Origin of the sequence: Pedobacter sp. ASV28, assembly GCF_016428855.1 — a bacterium.
Taxonomy (GTDB): domain Bacteria; phylum Bacteroidota; class Bacteroidia; order Sphingobacteriales; family Sphingobacteriaceae; genus Pedobacter.
On sequence record NZ_JAELTN010000007.1, the window covers coordinates 38,569 to 56,361 of the forward strand.

Annotated in this window: 17 protein-coding genes; 12 read left to right on the forward strand and 5 right to left on the reverse strand. The window is 39.4% G+C overall.

The features are described from left to right. The 5 genes from JHD79_RS03920 to JHD79_RS03940 all read left to right on the forward strand — a co-directional run bounded on the left by JHD79_RS03920 (position 1) and on the right by JHD79_RS03940 (position 2,928). Positions 1-615 (forward strand): ATP-binding cassette domain-containing protein, encoded by a 615-nt coding sequence (locus tag JHD79_RS03920; RefSeq protein ID WP_199117896.1) that lies wholly within the window; start codon positions 1-3, stop codon positions 613-615. Positions 616-768: 153 nt separating this feature from the next. Then, positions 769-1,329, forward strand: coding sequence for an elongation factor P (efp, locus tag JHD79_RS03925; protein ID WP_199117897.1), 561 nt, complete (start codon positions 769-771; stop codon positions 1,327-1,329). Positions 1,330-1,469: 140 nt separating this feature from the next. Next, positions 1,470-2,030, forward strand: coding sequence for an elongation factor P (efp, locus tag JHD79_RS03930; protein WP_199117898.1), 561 nt, complete (start codon positions 1,470-1,472; stop codon positions 2,028-2,030). Between the two features lie 133 nt (positions 2,031-2,163). Next, positions 2,164-2,739 carry a 5-formyltetrahydrofolate cyclo-ligase gene (locus JHD79_RS03935; RefSeq protein ID WP_199117899.1) on the forward strand — a complete coding sequence of 192 codons (576 nt, stop codon included), beginning with the start codon at positions 2,164-2,166 and terminating at the stop codon, positions 2,737-2,739. A 27-nt stretch (positions 2,740-2,766) separates the two neighbouring features. After that, positions 2,767-2,928 (forward strand): hypothetical protein, encoded by a 162-nt coding sequence (locus tag JHD79_RS03940; protein ID WP_199117900.1) that lies wholly within the window; start codon positions 2,767-2,769, stop codon positions 2,926-2,928. Here the strand turns inward: JHD79_RS03940 and JHD79_RS03945 are convergent. The 4 genes from JHD79_RS03945 to JHD79_RS03960 form a co-directional block, all read right to left on the reverse strand. Next, positions 2,891-3,916 carry a formimidoylglutamase gene (locus JHD79_RS03945; RefSeq protein ID WP_199117901.1) on the reverse strand — a complete coding sequence of 342 codons (1,026 nt, stop codon included), beginning with the start codon at positions 3,914-3,916 and terminating at the stop codon, positions 2,891-2,893. The two genes, JHD79_RS03940 and JHD79_RS03945, sit on opposite strands and share 38 nt — an antisense overlap. Continuing rightward, the gene (hutI, locus tag JHD79_RS03950; protein WP_199117902.1) at positions 3,903-5,144 is read right to left on the reverse strand and encodes an imidazolonepropionase; all 1,242 of its coding nucleotides are present in this window, start codon (positions 5,142-5,144) and stop codon (positions 3,903-3,905) included. The genes JHD79_RS03945 and hutI overlap by 14 nt, the downstream gene beginning before the upstream one ends. Positions 5,145-5,224: 80 nt before the next feature. Then, positions 5,225-5,992: an exodeoxyribonuclease III gene (locus tag JHD79_RS03955; protein ID WP_199117903.1), complete on the reverse strand. Its 768-nt coding sequence runs from the start codon at positions 5,990-5,992 to the stop codon at positions 5,225-5,227. Further along, the gene (locus tag JHD79_RS03960; RefSeq protein ID WP_199117904.1) at positions 5,989-6,690 is read right to left on the reverse strand and encodes a peptidylprolyl isomerase; all 702 of its coding nucleotides are present in this window, start codon (positions 6,688-6,690) and stop codon (positions 5,989-5,991) included. Before JHD79_RS03960 ends, JHD79_RS03955 begins: the two co-directional genes overlap by 4 nt. Positions 6,691-6,805: 115 nt before the next feature. Here JHD79_RS03960 and JHD79_RS03965 point away from each other — a divergent pair, with 115 nt between their 5' ends. From JHD79_RS03965 to ygiD, 3 genes are all read left to right on the forward strand, one after another. After that, positions 6,806-7,363 carry an AraC family transcriptional regulator gene (locus JHD79_RS03965; RefSeq protein ID WP_199117905.1) on the forward strand — a complete coding sequence of 186 codons (558 nt, stop codon included), beginning with the start codon at positions 6,806-6,808 and terminating at the stop codon, positions 7,361-7,363. Between the two features lie 115 nt (positions 7,364-7,478). Further along, positions 7,479-8,072 carry a YceI family protein gene (locus JHD79_RS03970; protein WP_199117906.1) on the forward strand — a complete coding sequence of 198 codons (594 nt, stop codon included), beginning with the start codon at positions 7,479-7,481 and terminating at the stop codon, positions 8,070-8,072. A gap of 69 nt (positions 8,073-8,141) precedes the next feature. After that, positions 8,142-8,966: a 4,5-DOPA dioxygenase extradiol gene (gene ygiD, locus JHD79_RS03975; RefSeq protein WP_199117907.1), complete on the forward strand. Its 825-nt coding sequence runs from the start codon at positions 8,142-8,144 to the stop codon at positions 8,964-8,966. Positions 8,967-9,038: 72 nt separating this feature from the next. On the opposite strand, the gene JHD79_RS03980 is transcribed toward ygiD, so the two are convergent. After that, positions 9,039-10,436, reverse strand: coding sequence for an aldehyde dehydrogenase family protein (locus tag JHD79_RS03980; RefSeq protein WP_199117908.1), 1,398 nt, complete (start codon positions 10,434-10,436; stop codon positions 9,039-9,041). Positions 10,437-10,553: 117 nt separating this feature from the next. Between JHD79_RS03980 and JHD79_RS03985 the strand changes: the two genes are divergently transcribed. The 4 genes from JHD79_RS03985 (at position 10,554) to JHD79_RS04000 (ending at position 17,781) form a co-directional block, all read left to right on the forward strand. Beyond that, positions 10,554-11,753 (forward strand): FAD-dependent oxidoreductase, encoded by a 1,200-nt coding sequence (locus tag JHD79_RS03985; RefSeq protein ID WP_199117909.1) that lies wholly within the window; start codon positions 10,554-10,556, stop codon positions 11,751-11,753. 234 nt (positions 11,754-11,987) lie between these two features. Further along, the gene (locus tag JHD79_RS03990) at positions 11,988-13,631 is read left to right on the forward strand and encodes a M14 family metallopeptidase (RefSeq protein ID WP_199117910.1); all 1,644 of its coding nucleotides are present in this window, start codon (positions 11,988-11,990) and stop codon (positions 13,629-13,631) included. Between the two features lie 12 nt (positions 13,632-13,643). Next, the gene (locus tag JHD79_RS03995; RefSeq protein WP_199117911.1) at positions 13,644-15,371 is read left to right on the forward strand and encodes a M14 family metallopeptidase; all 1,728 of its coding nucleotides are present in this window, start codon (positions 13,644-13,646) and stop codon (positions 15,369-15,371) included. Positions 15,372-15,390: 19 nt separating this feature from the next. After that, positions 15,391-17,781, forward strand: coding sequence for a prolyl oligopeptidase family serine peptidase (locus JHD79_RS04000; RefSeq protein ID WP_233164552.1), 2,391 nt, complete (start codon positions 15,391-15,393; stop codon positions 17,779-17,781). Positions 17,782-17,793: the final 12 nt, after the last annotated feature.

Consider the following 17,793-nt stretch of genomic DNA (forward strand, 5'->3'; position numbering starts at 1 on the left):
ATGCAGATTAGCCTTGAAAATGTAGGAAGAAGGTTTAATAAAGAATGGATTTTTAGAAGCCTAAGCTATACATTTGATAGCGGGCAACGATATGCCATTCTTGGGCCAAATGGTTCTGGAAAATCTACTTTTTTAAGTGTAGCGTTGGGAAGCTTGACTCCCTCAGAAGGAAAAATCAGATACGCCCAACAAAAGGAGATTCTGACCGAAGATATTTTCGCCTACATTAGTTTTGCTGCCCCATACCTAGATTTGATAGAAGAGTTTACCCTGCAAGAGACCATTGATTTCCATTTTAGGTTTAAGCCATATAGTCAAGGACTTAATGCTGCTGCAGTTTTAGATATACTTAATCTCAATAAGGCAGAAGACAAGGCATTAAAGTACTTTTCTTCTGGAATGAAACAGCGAACAAAATTGGCCTTGGCTTGTTGTGCCGATACGCCTATCCTGATATTAGATGAACCTACTTCCAATCTGGATACACAGGGCACCGATTGGTATTTGGGCCTAATAGAAAAATTTGCAAATGATAAGTTGGTGATCGTAGGTTCAAACCAAAAACACGAATACGATTTCTGTGATCATGAGTTAAATATTACCAACTATAAGTAAAAATGCTCTTATAAAAACACAGAAATGTGCCTTTAAAGTGAATAAAAGCACATTTAAAAAATATTTGAAAATCACTATTGTTTAATTAAAAAATAGTCTATACCTTTGCGCCACGAAATAAGGGCTCAGATAGTAGGCGCAAATTTCAAAAAAATGGCAAAAGCATCTGATATTAAAAATGGAAATATTCTTCGCTTTAACGGAGAATTGACACAGGTAGAAGAATTTATTCACCGTACTCCAGGTAATTTAAGAGCTTTCTATCAAGCTAAAATGCGTAACGTAAAAACAGGAAAACTTGTTGAGTACCGTTTCCGCGTTGATGAAGAGGTAGAGATTTGTCGTGTAGAAACCAATGATTATCAATATTTATATGAAGATGGTAATTATTTGGTGGTAATGGATAATACCAGTTATGAGCAATTCAACATCCCTAAATTTTTGTTTGGTGATGGGGTAAAGTTCTTAAAAGAAGGCATGAATGTGATCATTGCTTTTGAAAGCGAGGAGCCAATTATGGCGCAAACACCTTCGCACGTGGAATTGGAAATTACCTACACTGAGCCAGCGGTTAAGGGTAACACTTCTACCAATGCATTAAAATATGCAACAGTAGAAACAGGTGTAGAAATAAAAGTCCCAATGTTTATCAATCAGGGCGATAAAGTGAAGATTGATACACGTACAGGAGACTATATAGAAAGAGTAAAATAAATTTTCATAGTTTAGTTTTAGGTTTAGGTTGATTGTGGCTTCGGAGTGGTTCCCGAAGCCATCTTTTTTTATGATAAATTTTGAAATTGTTTTACTTTGCGGTTTCAAAAATAAAAAAAACCTAAAATATAATAATAGTAATGGCAAAAGCATCAGAAATAAAGACAGGTAATATTCTTCGAGTTAATAACGAATTAGTTACTGTTGATGAGTGGAATCACCGCACGCCGGGTAAAGGTGGCGCTTTTTACACAGGAAAATTTCGTAACATTAAAACAGGTAGGATAGTTGAGGCACGTATGAATACCGATGAGGCCGTTGAGATTTGCCGTGTAGAAACAAACGATTACCAATACTTGTACGAAGATGGTGATTATTTAGTGATCATGGATAACGAAAGCTACGAACAGTTTAACGTTTCAAAAGAACTTTTTGGCAATGCAATAAAATTCTTAAAAGAAGGAATGAGCGTGTTGGTTTCTATGGAAAGTGATGAACCTATTATGGCGCAATTGCCAAACTTTGCTGAATTTGAAATTACATATTCGGAACCTGCGGTAAAAGGAGATACTTCTACAAATGCATTAAAAGCAGCAACGCTTGAAAATGGCATAGAGGTCAGGGTTCCTTTGTTTGTAAACCAGGGAGATAGAATCAAAATTGACACGCGTACGGGAGAGTATGTAGAGCGTGTTAAATAGGCTAAATTAATCTAAAATATATACCGATGGCTTTGGATAGATTTCTAGAGCCATTTTTTATAACTTAGTATTTCCAAAATATTATCCTGATCGTAGCAAAGGGGTCTATTGTAAATTATTCAGTAACTAAGGATTGGCAAATAAATCAACCATCAGAAAACAGGTTTTGCATCAGAGGAAATTTTTATCTGACGATGAATTTTTGGCACTAAACCAATTGTTGTTGGCGCAGTTTAAAACGCTTGATTTTTCAGAGATAGCGAGTATCCACGTTTTTCTGCCCATCGTTAAAAAAAGGGAGCCCGATACTTTTCTTTTGATCGATTGGTTAGAGAAAAACCACCCAGAAATTAACATTATAATTCCTAAATCCGATTTCGAAAACCATAGCTTGACCCATCATCTTTATATAGGTAGGGAAAATTTGGAAGTCAATGAATATCATATCCCAGAACCTAAGCAGGAAAAGGTTTATTTGGGCAACATTGATATGGTGCTGGTTCCATTGCTGGCTTTTGATAAAAGAGGCTATCGAGTGGGTTATGGAAAGGGCTTCTATGATCGTTTTTTATCGGGTATTAAAACCAAAAAAGTGGGAATATCATTTTTTGGGCCAATAGATGAGATTATTGATGTACATTTAAATGATATTAGGTTGGATGTTTGCATTACCCCAGATCAAATTTATAGATTTGGGCACTCAACTTGAACCAATACCATCTCAATATGATTAGCAATGGAAAAGGATTTTAAGATTATTACGGCAAAACAGTACGAAGAGACAATGATTGCTATTTTTGAAATGCAGGAACAAGAAGAGCCCTTAACAGCAGAGCAGTTAACAGAAATGGAACTGATGACTAAGGCCGCGCAACGTTACGAGGATGAGGAGCTTTAATAAAGTCGCTGATCAAATAAGCAATTGTTTTGCCAATTAAGAGGTCGGTGCTGCCATTTTCCGATATAGAAGCACCTTCGCAGATGTGCAGATAATCAAAACACCTGGCATTGGATAAAATGATGTTTCGTATATCGTTTAGTGAAAAACCGGATGGGGTAGCTGCACTTGCCAATACATGAACGATACTATCGAGATCAATTTCCAAGCCCAATGGAGATTTTAAGCCGTCTAAAAGCATTTCGAACTGTTTTTGGGTATTAGTGTCACTTCTCAAAAGATCGTCAAAATACAAGGCCTGAATGTTGTCGTTATGGTTAATGTAATCAACTAGGGAGTTGCTGGCGTAATTTTGATGCAGCCCGAAAATCCGATACTGATCCAAAAAACCATTTTCGATGGCATAACTAAAGCCATTACCGCTATGTCGCCCTTCTTTGGTATGTCGTAAATCGGCGTGCGCATCGATGTTGAGCACATTTATTTTTACTTTTTTAGCTAAAGATACGCCCTTAATAATGGGGTAGGCATTATTGTGCCCGCCGCCAATAATAATGGGTATTTTCCCTGTCAAACCGATTTGTTCAATAAGCCAATAGACCGAATTGTCTAGTTGCTCCACAGCATTTCTTAATTCATTTATATTAACGTCTATTGGCTTTGGAATTTCAAATTCGCCCAAGACCAAAATATTATCACCATCTAAAAAAGGATTTTGCTGCAAATTCAAAAACGCTTTTAAGGCTGGCCGCCATGCGGTATCTGCCCCACCAATTCCGTAATTTGCCCTTACGCCAATGTCTTCGGGTATTCCTATAAGGACAAATTTTGCGGTCGATCGTTTGAGCACCTCAATAGCGATCGTTTTTTCCTTTTTTTCTTCAAATGGGCAATATACCTGCACTTTTTCGCCCAATTTGGTCTCCCCATCGCGTTGGCTTATATAGGACAGAATATCATCCTGTGAAAATATCTTAAAGCTGATCATGATAAATTTCTCCGTTTAAAATTACCGTTTCCACTTGGCTCTGGCCAAAGCTATAAGGCAAATAGGCCAAAGATGTCATGGGCCGAGTTATAAAAAGATTTGCTTTTTTCCCTATGGCAATACTGCCTACTTGATCGCTTAGTTCCATGGCGGCCGCTCCGTTAATTGTGGCTGCATTGATGGCTTGCTCTGGTGTCATCTTCAATTTGATACAGCCCAGAGAAACCACAAAATTCATGTTCCCTGATGGCGTAGAACCTGGATTGTAATCACTGGCCAACGCTATAATTGCATTGCTGTTAATAAGACCTTTGGCATTGGCGAAGGGAATATTGATGTAAAAGGAACACGAGGGCAATAAAGTGGCAATGGTGTTGCTCTTACTTAACGCTAGCAGCACGTTTTCATCAGTTTCTTCTAAGTGGTCTACAGAAACCGCATTGTGTTTTATACCCAATTCTACAGCTCCTGAGCTAGATAACTGATTGGCATGTATTTTTGGTTTTAAACCATAATTGGCCGCTGCGGTTAAAATTTGCCCCGTTTCTTCGTTGGAGAAGAAGCCTTTTTCGCAAAAAACGTCTATATAATCGGCTAAGTTTTCTGCCGCTACCTTGGGCAAAAGCTCGTTGATAATTAAATCGATATAGCCTTGGTGATTATTCTTAAATTCTGCCGGATAAGCATGAGCAGCCAATAAGGTAGCTTTAATTGGGATTGGAAACGCGGCTTTCAGTCGTTTGATTACCCTCAGCATTTTCAATTCGCTTTCTACAGATAATCCATAGCCGCTTTTAATTTCTATAGCGCCGGTGCCTTGTCTTATCATATCCGTTAAGCGAATACTGGCACTTTTGAAAAGTTCTTCTTCTGTAGCTTTTTGCAATTTGTTTGCGGAGTTTAATATGCCCCCTCCTGCTGCTGCAATTTCTTCGTAGGTTTTTCCTGCAATTTTTAGGGCAAACTCTTCCTCTCTAGGTGCCGCAAAAACAATATGCGTATGACTATCACACCAAGAAGGAAAAACGAAACGGCCATCTGCACTTAATTCGTGACCAGTCTCAAATTTGGGCAGATTTTGCATCAGACCAAAGTCTTTAATCAAACCATCTTCTAACAACAACCAAGCATTTTCTAAAAAGGGAAGCTGGTTTAATTCGCTACCGCGAAGAAAAAGCTTTTCTTTTGGGTGAACACCGATAAGCGCTTTGATGTGGGTGATTAGCATGGTCGGTTAATTGTTTAAATCGTAAAATTGGTTAAATTGTTTGGTACAGTTAAGCCGTTTAAACAATTCACCAGTTAACCTTATTCTATTTCCAATAAAACTGGACAATGGTCGCTATGTAATGCATCTGGTAAAATGCGCACGTTCTTCAAGCGGCTTTCCAATTCTCGGGTGGTTAAATGATAATCGATACGCCAGCCTAAATTCTTTCCCCTTGCGCCTGCACGATAGCTCCACCAAGTGTAATGGTGTGGATCTTGGTTAAAATGTCGGAAGGAGTCGATGAAACCATTATTGATGAAAATTTCCATCCATTCTCTTTCTTCTGGCAAGAAGCCAGAAGAGTTGGCATTTGATTTTGGGTTATGGATATCTATTGCCTTATGACAGATGTTATAGTCGCCAGAAATGATCAGTTTTGGGTGTTCTTTTTTTAGGTTTTCAATATAACCGTCAAAGAAGCGCATGAACTCATATTTTTTGGTCTGCCTTTCATCGCCGCTAGAGCCAGAGGGCATATACAGGCTCATTAGGGAAAAATCATCAAAATCAGCCCTCAAGATCCTGCCTTCTGCATCAATCCATTGTTCGCCACAGCCATATTCTACATGGTTAGGCTTTATTTTGCTAAGAATGGCCACACCACTATATCCTTTTTTCTCTGCTGGGAACCAATAGTGGTGATAGCCCAAATGCTCAATGAGGGCAATAACTTCGGGGATCTGCTCCTTTAGTGCTTTTACTTCTTGTAAACAAACCATATCGGCATCGGTTGCCTGTAGCCAGTTAAACAAACCTTTTGTAGAGGCGGCACGTATGCCATTAACGTTATAAGATATAATTTTCATTTCTTTATAGCTGCTTTCTTTAATTCTTTTTCCAGTTTTTTTGCTTCTCTTTTCTTTAGGATAGTAACCGTCATCACTACATCTTCTTTTGGCCTGTTGGCATTTCCTGTTTCTACATTGGCAATACTGTCAACCATTTCAATTCCTTTAACTATTTCGCCGTAAGCGGTATAAGACTGATCTAGATGTGGCGTGCCGCCAATGGTTTTATAAACCTCTCGTTGATAGGCCGGAATTTTGTGTTTCAGCCTGTTCTGTTCCACCAAATCTAATTGTTCATCGGTGAATATTTTGCCTTGTACCAAGTAAAACTGGCTTCCACTTGAAGCCTTTTCGGGATTGTTGTCTCTTGCTGCGGCAAGTACGCCTTTTTTATGGAACAGGCTGTCTCGAAACTCGGCAGGAACGGTATAGCCTGGCCCGCCATTACCCAGCATGGATTCGGAAGTGGTGTTTTTTGAATCGGGATCGCCTCCCTGGATCATGAAATCCTTAATTACCCGGTGAAAAATAGTCCCATTATAGAAACCTTCTTTGGCTAGTTTTAAAAAATTATCGCGATGCAAAGGCGTCTCATTATAAAGCCTAATGATACATTCGCCTTTTAAGGTGTTGATTTTTACATACTGATATTTAGGCTTGGCAGCATAAGTAAAACTGCAGCAGAATAAGGCACAGATGAGTAGAAATTTCTTCATAATGAAAGATGAATTTCTGCTAAGTTATCTAAAAATTGCAACTCATTGTCTAAGTAAAGTTGAATTATTACTTATGGTTTTAGCTTCAACAAATAATTATCTACTTTAGTGAAGAATGAAGCTTTACATCAAAAATATGGTTTGCGATCGCTGCAAGATGGCAGTGGAGAGTGTGCTGCAAAAACAAGGGCTGCATTACCAGAAGGTAGCTCTAGGTGAAGTAGAGCTGTTAGAAGAGGAGCTCTCTTCTGTGCAATATCAAGAAGTAAAGCAAGCCTTGGAAAATTTAGGTTTCGAACTTTTGGAGGATAAGAGAAAAATGGCGGTTGCACAGATTAAGGCGGCTATTGTAGAATTGGCTCATTATTCAAAAGAACCACTTAAGGTTAACCTTTCGGATTATTTGAGCCAAAAATTATCTGTTGATTATCCTTATTTGAGCACCGTATTTTCAACCCAAGAGCACAATACCATTGAACACTATTATATTCAGCAAAAAATTGAGAAGGCCAAAGAACTGTTGACCTATGGGGAACTTACTTTAAGTGAGATCGCTTTTGGCCTAAATTATAGTAGCGTTGCACATCTATCGGCACAATTTAAAAAGGAAACAGGTTTAACGCCCTCACAATACAAACAAAATCTACAGCGTAAAACCTTGGATCAGATCTAACCCGGGGCCACACTTTTAACCTTGTTTCTTAACATACATCAACTTTTTGTTTACTTGGGTGTTGTAGCTTTGTGTCATTAATAAAATGATAAAAAACATACATTAATAAAAGGTTATGAAAAAATTATTCTTATTTATTTTGGCAGCGGGCCTAAGCTTGGCCACATTTGCACAAACCAAGTGGACGGTTGATCCCATGCATTCCTTTGTGAGTTTTTCTGTAAAACACTCGGGTATTTCTTTTGTAGATGGTTCATTCAAAAAATTTGATGGTGAAATTTTGGCTTCAAAAGCCGATTTGACAGATGCAAAAATCAATTTTACAGCGGATCTAGCTAGTATTAGTACTGATGTTGATATGCGTGACAACCATTTAAAGTCTGATGATTTTTTTAATGCGGAGAAATTTCCTAAAATCACATTTGTAAGCACTTCCTTTAAGAAACAGGCAGTAAAAAGCTCAAAACAAACCACTAATGTTTATATACTGAGTGGTAAGCTAACCATTCGTGATGTGACTAAGGATGTAAAATTTACCGTGATTTATGGCGGAACAGCAAAAGATCAACAAGGAAATACCAAAGCTGGGTTTATGGCAACCACAACCATTAATCGTTTAGATTATAACATCAAATACGATCCTACAGGTGCCGGCATTGCTAAAAATGTAAACATCACTTTGAACTTGCAATTTGTACAAGCAAAGTAATTTCCATTGTCACATTGAGCTTGTCGAAATGCATGCTTCGACAGGCTTAGCATGACACAGCTTCATAAAATGGATACACTAAATCAATTCAAAACCTTTACTTCTAATTTACCAAAGAGCGATATCATGCCTGTACTTTTTATGGGACATGGCTCGCCAATGAACGGCATTGAAGTGAACGAGTTTAGCAAAGGCTGGTCAGATATGGCGAAGTCTATCTCATTACCTTCTGCGGTTTTGGTGGTTTCGGCCCATTGGTTTACTCATGGAACTAAGGTTACGGCCATGGATATGCCGCCTACCATTCATGATTTTGGCGGATTTCCGGAAGCATTGTTCAATGTACAGTATCCCGCACCTGGTAGTCCGTTATTGGCGGCAGAAACGGCCCGATTGGTAAAAACCACTTCGGTAACTTTAGATCATGATTGGGGCTTGGACCATGGTGCCTGGACTGTTATTCGACATATGTATCCTAAAGCCGATATTCCAGTGCTGCAATTAAGCATCGATTATACAAAAGGAGCACAGCATCATTATGAACTGGCAAAAGAACTTGCCGCTTTACGCAAAAAAGGAGTCCTGATCTTAGGGAGTGGGAATATGGTGCATAACCTTCGCATGTTAAGCTGGGAAATGATAAATGGCGGGGGCTATGATTGGGCAATAGAAGCCAGTGAAAAATTTAAAACGGCTATTCTGAACAAAGATCACCAATCGTTAATTCATTATGAAAATTTGGGCAGCGAAGTTCGTTTGGCCATACCAACTCCAGAGCACTACCTGCCATTAATGTATACGTTGGGCCTACAGGCAGAAAAAGAGCAAGTAGAACTATTCAACGATAAAGCTGTTGGTGGTTCGTTAACGATGACTTCAATTAAGATCGCTTAGTAATATAATAAGCGCATTGAAACCAGGTGTTTTTATCGTTACCATGAACTTGTTTCAAAATGGATGGAAACATTACATGATTTTTTTCAATAGGCTTAAAACCCAGTTTTTTTTCTGGTATGGAGGATAGATCATGGCATTAAAGTCTGGTTTTCTTTGTGTGACTACGGCCCGCTCGTGAGAAAAATTCTTAAAACCAAAAAAACCATGGCTGCTTCCCATTCCGCTGCCATTTACGCCGCCAAAGGGGAGCTTTGGATTGGCCAAATGGATGAGCACATCGTTGATACAGGTACCTCCAGCACTTGTATTTTTTAAAATATGCTTGATGTTTTTGGAATTGTTACTAAAGATATAAAGGGCTAAAGGCTTGCTCTTGGCATTGATTTTATCTATTGCCTCATCTAAGTGGCCATAAGTAATGATGGGAAGTACAGGGCCAAAAATTTCTTCTTCCATAACCCTACAGCCCGATGGTAGTTGCGATAATACTACAGGGTAGATCGTATGGTTTTTTTCTTCTGATTTTCCACCCCAATTAATTCTGGCTCCTTTTTCAACTGCCTCGTTTACCAGTTCGTTTAGTCGGTCAAAATGCTTCTGGTTGATGATTTTTCCATAGGCATTAGGATTGATCTCCTCTTTGGATTTAAAATACATGGTCGTGGCATAAGTTTTATAAAGCCCAATGAACTCGTCCAAGCGCTGTTCATGGATCAATATATAATCTGGCGCAATGCAAGTTTGGCCACTATTGACCAATTTGCCCCATGCAATTTTTCTGGCGGCTTTTTCTAAATCTACCTCTTTATCAATAATGGTTGGAGATTTGCCTCCAAGCTCAAGCGTTACTGAGGTCAGATTCTTTGCAGCCGCCGCCATAACCAATTTACCAATGGCCGTGCTTCCCGTAAAAAAAATATGGTCAAAAGGGAGATCCAATAATTTGCTGGCAACAGTTGCGTTGCCCTCAACGCAAGCAATTTCTTCTTCCTCGAAAGTATGGATGATGATTTTAGCTATTACCTTGCTTGTGTTTGCGCTGATTTCAGAAGGTTTGATCATGACGCAGTTTCCGGCGGCAATGGCAGAAACCAAAGGAGACATTACCAGTTGAAAAGGGTAGTTCCACGGAGCAATGATCAAGCAAACGCCCTTAGGTTCATAATAAATCCTATTCTTGGCAAATGGATTGCTTAAGCTTTTTCCGATGCGTTTTGGGCTCATCCAACCTTTTAGGTTTTTAATAGCAAAATCGATTTCGCCATAGGTAAAAATCAATTCTGTTACGGCGGCCTCGAAATGGTTTTTTCTTAGATCCTTTTGTAGGGCAGTATAGATTAACCCTTCATTTTCTTGAATGGCAGCCTTTAATTTTCTCAGTTTTTCTATTCTTTCTGCAGCGTTGGTTTTCCGCAGTTGATATTGAAAGACCTGTTGATTCTTGAAAACACAGCTAATTCTATTCATCGCTATTAGACAAAATGAAAGGATTTAATTGTTAAATATAGTTAAAGCCCCAATAAAACTTCTTATAATTACACACAAATTGGCATTTTGCACTAGCACTTATTTTTTTGACCTCTAATGAAAAGATATCTGTTTCTATCTTTCTTACTGTTTCTTACCTTTACATTAAAAGCGCAAACACTCAGGCCAGATGTTTTTATTGTGGGTAACGGTAATGCTGCGGTTGCCGCAGCCATACAGGCCGCACAGTCAAATGTTAAGACCACGTTGTTATTACAATCGGGGGGCTTTGATATCGTTCCAGTCCAAAAAGGCCTCCATTCAGGAATCCAGGCTGCTTTCATCAAAAAAATAAAAGATTTTAAGCAGATAAAAGATAGTGTTGCCGATATCAGCTTTGATAAGCAAACCGCAAATGAGGTATTGACCAAGTGGGCCGATAGCATTAAAAACCTTACCATAATTAAAAATGCTTATTGGGTAAAGGCAGACCGATCAGGCAATGGATGGGTATTTAAGCTCAATGACGGTAAAACTGTTAGGCCCAAAGTCTTTATTAATGTAGCTGACCAGAAACTTAATACAGCCCTAAAAATAGTGGCCCCTACAAATGTGCCCTGGAATAAGCTGGATTATCACCATACTATTTATAAGACCAGCATAGCGGCAGGAAAATGGATGGATGCTGGTACTGCAAATACCTTTTCGCTTTACCAGTTATTGATACCTGGCCAAGAAAACCTAGTATATGTTGACGATGCTCAAAATATGTTGTTAGGGCAAGCCGCAGGTGCTGTAGCTGCTTATGCGGGTTTCTTTAACTTGAAAACCTCAGAATCCAACCTGAAAAAAATCCAGGGAGAACTTGTAGGGTTTAAATTGAATGTCATGCCTTTTGCAGATATAAAACTTGACGATCCAAATTGGAAAGCAATCCAAATGGTAGGGTTGACAGGCGTGCTAAAAGCATCAATTGTAAATGGTGAGGCTTATTTTAATGCACAACAGTTAATCGGCACAGAAGAAATTAAACAGCCCATTAAAGATCATTATTACAAAGCTCAGATTTGGTTTGATGATTATAAAAGTGATGGGATTACCATTGCTGCAGCTTTAGATATGATTTGTTATGTAGGCAACAAGGCCCCAGAAAGCACCAAAAAAGAAGTGGAAAAAAAATGGAAAGGCATTTATGCTTTTAAAACGGATCTGGATTTTAATAGGCAAATATCCAGAAGAGAATTGGCTACCTTGTTGCAAGATTATATGCCACCATTTAATGTTACTGTAGACAAAACAGGAAAAATACTGAGATAGGGTTCTTCTTGTCCTAAAGAGGCCTGTCCGAAAGCTTCCCATCGTTCTCGCATGGCGTAATCTCCCTGTAAAAATGCTTTTTATAGGCATTAAGATCTCCGATCTTTTAGCAATGATGAGCAAATGATCTTTTTGATCATCCCCATTTGATCTGTAACATTTGTAACATCTTGTTTTACCTGAGTTTGAGGAAATGCTTTTTTCTATAACTTGCAGGTATAACCTTAAACTATAATGAAGAAATTTTATCTATTTAACCTGTTTTTTCTGTTTCTCACGGGTATTACTTTCGCCCAAAAACAACAGGACTATACTAATCATGCAGGCCTTGCACAACGAATTAAGACGTTGACCAGTAAGTATCCACAGTTGATAAAAGCAAGAACACTTACGCAAACGAACGGAGGCAAGGATATTTGGATGTTAACCATTGGATCGTCCAATGCTGATCAAAAACCCGCTATTGCAGTAGTAGGAGGAGTGGACGGAAAGCACTTGCTCGGTGTGGAAATGGCCCTAGGCTTTGCCGAAAGACTATTGGCAAATTCAAGCACAGACAGCGTCAAAGCTCTTTTGGGCAAACAGACATTTTATGTTTTCCCCAATATGAGCCCGGATGCTACCGAACAATATTTTTCCAAGTTAAAATATGAACGCAGCGGTAATGCCACTAAAACCGATGATGATCGTGATGGAAGGTTGGATGAGGATGGGTTTGATGATTTGGATGGCAATGGGAAGATTACCTGGATGCGCATTCAGGATCCTACAGGTAAGTATAAGCTAAATCCAGACGACTCACGATCTTTAATTTTGGCAGATGCCACAAAAGGCGAGAATGGAACTTATATCCTGTTGGAAGAAGGAATTGATAATGATAAAGATGGTGAATTTAATGAAGATGGTGAAGGCGGAGTAAGCTTTAACAAGAATGCCAGCTTCAACTATAAGAATTTTGTTCCTGGAGCAGGCGAATATGCGGTATCGGAAAAGGAGAACAGGGCACTTTTCGATTTTCTTTTTGATGCCTTTAACGTTTACGCCGTGGTCACCTTCGGCCCTACTAACAACCTATCTTCGCCAGTTATGTTTAATCCCGCTGGGCTGAGCAAGCGAATTATTACGAGCTGGTTTGAGGCCGATGTAAAATCAAATGCACTGGTATCTGAAAAATACAACAAGATTACCAAAACCAAAGATGCACCGAAGACGCAAGTAGAAACAGGAGATTTTTCCCAATGGGCCTATTTCCATTATGGGCGTTTAAGCTTTAGCACACCTGGTTGGTGGGTGCCGAAAATTGCCCCGGATACTGCAAAAAAAGAAAAGAAGTTTACCAATGATGATCCGGTTGCATCCTATCTGCGTTGGGCGTCAAGTCAAGGCATTACCCATACTTATACGCCTTGGAAAGCGGTTAGCCACCCCGATTTTATAGGCAAAACAGTTGAAGTGGGTGGCATAGATCCTTTTGTGTTGAACAACCCACCTTATACATTGGTAGATAATATTGTGGCCAAGCATACCGATTTTCTCATTGCTTTGGCAGGAATGGCCCCACAACTTGATTTTGTAAATGTAAAGACAGAAAAATTGACAGATGGATTGACCAGGGTAACGGTACAGCTCATTAACAAGGGTGATTTATCTACCTACACTAAAATAGGAGATCGTAGTTATTTTCTTAAAAAGATAGCGGTAAAGGTAAATACAAAAGCGAATCAGGAAGTGGTAAGCGGTCGTAAGAATCAGACCATTGAAAGTTTGCAGGGAAAAGAATTTAAAGAGCTTACTTGGCTCATTAAGGGTGCAGGCAAGCTTACTATTGATGCTGGTAGCCCAACCACGGGAAATAAATCAATTGAGGTATCACTTTAATCTAACAAGACGATGAAGAAATATGTGCTAATGGCTGCAATGATTTTGTGTGCCATTATAACCAAATCACAAAAACCAGAAAATATATTAGCGGCAGTAGGAACCCCTCCCAGTCCTAAGGTTTCAATAAGCTGGAATAGATATAATGATTATGCTGCAATAACCGAAATTTGTAAAAAACTTGCTGCGGCCCATCCCAGCTTGGTCAAGTTAGAGGTGATCGGTAAGTCATACAAAGGGAAAGATCTTTGGGTAATGACCATTAGTGATTCCAAAAAAGGTAATCCCGATCAAAAACCAGCGATGTATATTGATGGGAATATCCATTCTAATGAAATACAGGGAAGTGAATTTGCCCTATATACGGCATGGTATTTAGCAGAGATGCATGCAGCAGGCAATAAATCCATACAGTCTTTATTGGCCGATAAAACATTTTATATTGTACCCACCATTAACCCCGATGCTAGGGATCATTTTATTCACCAAGCCAACACGGCCCACTCGCCGCGTACAGGGCTAATCCCTATTGATAATGACAGGGATGGGCTTGATAATGAGGATGGTTTTGATGATTTGGATGGCGACGGACACATTACCATGATGCGACGTAAAAATCCTAATGGGAGGTATAAAGTTGATCCTTCCGATTACCGTAGAATGATTATGGTAGGCTATGATGAAAAAGGAGAGTATGAACTCTTAGGTTCGGAAGGGATTGATAATGATGGAGATGGTTTGGTGAATGAGGATGGAGAAGGGGCTTATGATCCCAACCGTGATTGGGGCTGGAACTGGCAGCCAAATTATATTCAAGGCGGAGCGTATAAATATCCTTTTTCCATACCGGAAAACAGGGCTGTTGTAGATTTTGTGATGAAACATCCTAATATTGCCGCCGCACAATCTTATCATAATAATGGGGGGATGATCCTTAGGGGACCGGGTGCCGCCGAAGACGTAGATACTTATAATCCACAGGATATTAGGGTATATGATGCACTGGGTAAAAAAGGGGAGGAACTTTTACCGGGCTATAGATACCTGGTCGTCTACAAAGATTTATATTCTGTTTTTGGAGGAGAGCTCGATTGGTTTTATGGTGGTCGTGGCATCTATACCTTTTCTAATGAACTATGGACCGCATATGCCATGTACAATAAGTCTGGAGCGGAAAGTACGCAAGACCAACTCTATTCTTTTGATAAGGATCTTTTAATGAAAGATGCTTTTGTAGATTGGAAACCTTTTAAGCATCCGCAATATGGAGATATTGAAATAGGTGGCTTCAAGAAAAACTATACCCGTCTGCACCCTGGGTTTTTGCTGGAAAGCGATGCCCATCGTAACATGGCATTTAGCGTTTTTCATGCCTATCATACGCCAAAATTAAGTGTCGACGAGATAGAGGTGAAAGATATTGGAGGAGGATTGAAGCAGGTAACCGCAGTAGTAAGCAATGAACGCATGATTCCTACCCACTCCAGTCAGGATATAAAAAATAATATCGAAATTCCCGATATTGTTTCCCTAACAGGAGGCACGGTGGTAGCAGGTATGGTCGTTAATAATCGTGATTTAGGGATTTCTACAGAACAAAAGCTAGATCCGGCAAATATCAGGGTGGCCAATATCGCAGGGAATTCTTATGTAACGGTGCGATGGTTGGTGAAGGGAGGAAGTAAATTTACCGTTAATGTGAATAGTAAAAAAGGTGGATTAACCAGTAGATCAAATTAGCATAAAATTAATATAGACAATGAAAAGATTGGTATTGTTTTTTTTAATACTTACATCAGTAGCACAGGCACAGCAGCTTGCGCCATTAACGGTACAGAAAATAATGCGAGATCCAAAATGGATGGGTACTTCACCCGACGGTTACCGTTGGTCTGGCGATAGCAAAACCGTTTTCTTTAACTGGAATCCCGAAAATAAAGATAAAAGCCAGCCCTATAAGGTAAATGTTACCACACAAAAAATAGAAAAAGCAGAGGCTGATGAGGCAGAAAAAAATGCGCCTGTCAACTATGTTTATAATAAAGACCAGTCATTAGGCTTGATGGAAAAAGGCGGTGATATCTATCTTTCTAGCTTTAAAACAAAGAAAGAAACCAGGTTGACCAATACCTTGGAAAGAGAAAGCAATGCCAAGTTCCTGTATAATAATGAGGTGATCTTTCAGCGCGCTGAGAATGTTTATCAATTGAATTTAGCTACGGGAGCGCTTACACAGCTTACTAACTTCATTAAAGGAAAGCCAGAGGGTTTTTCAACGACAGGAAGAGGTTCGGCAAGGACAGCAACCTCTCAACAGGATGCCTGGCTAAAGAACGATCAGACAGCACTGTTTGATATCATAAAAAAGAGAAATGCCGAAAATGGAAATAGAGGCACAGGGGGCTCTAGAAGATTTGGGATGCAGGCAAATGCTACACCTGCTAGGACCATAAAAGCCATTTATTTGGATGATAGCTACCTCTCCGGATTAAGCGTAAGTCCCGATGGCAAATATGTAAGCTATAGGTTGACGACCTCTGCTGCCAATCATAACACCATTGTGCCCAATTACGTAACCGCTTCTGGCTATACTGAAGATATCAATGGCCGCGCAAAAGTTGGGGAAACTTTATCAACAAGTACAACTTATTTGTACGATGTGTCAAGAGATACCGTTTATACCGTTAATATTTCACAGATCCCTGGTATTAAAGATTTACCAGATTACGTAAAAGACTATCCGAAACAGTTAGAAGAGCGGACAAAGAGAAATGAAGATAGAAAAGTAAATCTTAATGTGGCAAACTGGAATGAGAATGGCTCTTTTGCTGTAGTTACAGGGAGGGCGCAGGACAATAAAGATTTTTGGATTTTAAAATTGGATCCGAGTACCGGAAACCTCACCGTGATAGACCGTCAGCGAGATGAAGCTTGGATCGGTGGTCCTGGAATAGGTCGAGATGTGCAATGGATCGATAATAATCGCTTTTATTTCCAGAGTGAAGCTACGGGCTATTCACACTTGTATGTTTACAATGTGGTCAGTGGGAAAAAAATACAGCTTACTTCTGGTCAATGGGAAGTTCAACGGGTTCAGCTTTCTAAAGATAAAAGCTCATTTTACATTACCGCCAATAAGGAACACCCAGGTATTACCCATTTGTATAAATTGAATGTAAATGGAGGAGAACTGGTGCAGCTTACTGCTATGAAAGGAGGGAATGAAATTACCTTATCGCCAGACGAGAAGTGGCTAGCCATCAACTATTCTTATATGGATAAGCCTTGGGAATTATTTATTCAACAAAATAAATCTGGGGCAAGTGCGGTAAAGGTTACCAAATCAACTTCTGCTGAGTTTGACAGCTATCAATGGCGCCAACCAGATTTGGTGTCTTTTAAAAATCGTTATGGAGATGAGGTGTATGCCAGAGTTTACGCCGCTAAGAATCCCCATCCAAATAAACCGGCCGTAGTTTTTGTACATGGTGCAGGCTATTTACAGAATGTACATTATTGGTGGAGCCAGTATTTTAGGGAGTATATGTTCAATAATTTATTGGCCGACAATGGCTATACCGTTATTGATATAGATTATACCGCAAGCTCGGGGTATGGGCGCAACCATCGCACAGGTATTTATCGGCATATGGGCGGAAAAGACCTGACCGACCAAGTAGACGGGGTAAAGCTTTTGGTCGAAAAATATGGCGTTAATCCAAAGCATGTAGGTTTGTATGGAGGTTCATACGGAGGTTTTATTACCTTAATGGGACTATTTAAAGAGCCACAAGTATTTTCGGCTGGCGCTGCCCTACGTTCGGTAACCGATTGGGCCCACTATAACCACGGTTATACTTCTAATATCCTTAACGAGCCAATTAATGACCCCGAGGCCTATAAAAAAAGCTCCCCCATTTATTTTGCCGATCAACTAAAAGGTGATTTGGTTATGTTACATGGCATGGTTGATGTAAATGTCCATTTTCAGGATATTGTGCGTTTAACGCAGCGTTTTATCGAATTGGGCAAGGATAATTGGGAATTGGCCGTTTATCCTGTAGAGGATCACGGATTTGTAGAGCCCAGTAGCTGGACAGACGAATATAAACGTATCTTTAAATTATTTGAAAATACATTGAAAAAATAGATTTTTTTAAAA

Bases quoted from the DNA above. Each gene is read 5' to 3' on its own strand.
- JHD79_RS03985 (WP_199117909.1), top strand. From the start codon at position 10,554: ATGAAAAGATATCTGTTTCTATCTTTCTTACTGTTTCTTACCTTTACA.
- JHD79_RS03920 (WP_199117896.1), top strand. From the start codon at position 1: ATGCAGATTAGCCTTGAAAATGTAGGAAGAAGGTTTAATAAAGAATGG.
- efp (WP_199117898.1), top strand. From the start codon at position 1,470: ATGGCAAAAGCATCAGAAATAAAGACAGGTAATATTCTTCGAGTTAAT.
- JHD79_RS04000 (WP_233164552.1), top strand. From the start codon at position 15,391: ATGAAAAGATTGGTATTGTTTTTTTTAATACTTACATCAGTAGCACAG.
- JHD79_RS03945 (WP_199117901.1), bottom strand. From the start codon at position 3,916: ATGATCAGCTTTAAGATATTTTCACAGGATGATATTCTGTCCTATATA.
- ygiD (WP_199117907.1), top strand. From the start codon at position 8,142: ATGGATACACTAAATCAATTCAAAACCTTTACTTCTAATTTACCAAAG.
- JHD79_RS03995 (WP_199117911.1), top strand. From the start codon at position 13,644: ATGAAGAAATATGTGCTAATGGCTGCAATGATTTTGTGTGCCATTATA.
- JHD79_RS03960 (WP_199117904.1), bottom strand. From the start codon at position 6,690: ATGAAGAAATTTCTACTCATCTGTGCCTTATTCTGCTGCAGTTTTACT.
- JHD79_RS03955 (WP_199117903.1), bottom strand. From the start codon at position 5,992: ATGAAAATTATATCTTATAACGTTAATGGCATACGTGCCGCCTCTACA.
- JHD79_RS03940 (WP_199117900.1), top strand. From the start codon at position 2,767: ATGGAAAAGGATTTTAAGATTATTACGGCAAAACAGTACGAAGAGACA.
- efp (WP_199117897.1), top strand. From the start codon at position 769: ATGGCAAAAGCATCTGATATTAAAAATGGAAATATTCTTCGCTTTAAC.
- hutI (WP_199117902.1), bottom strand. From the start codon at position 5,144: ATGCTAATCACCCACATCAAAGCGCTTATCGGTGTTCACCCAAAAGAA.
- JHD79_RS03970 (WP_199117906.1), top strand. From the start codon at position 7,479: ATGAAAAAATTATTCTTATTTATTTTGGCAGCGGGCCTAAGCTTGGCC.
- JHD79_RS03965 (WP_199117905.1), top strand. From the start codon at position 6,806: ATGAAGCTTTACATCAAAAATATGGTTTGCGATCGCTGCAAGATGGCA.
- JHD79_RS03980 (WP_199117908.1), bottom strand. From the start codon at position 10,436: ATGAATAGAATTAGCTGTGTTTTCAAGAATCAACAGGTCTTTCAATAT.
- JHD79_RS03990 (WP_199117910.1), top strand. From the start codon at position 11,988: ATGAAGAAATTTTATCTATTTAACCTGTTTTTTCTGTTTCTCACGGGT.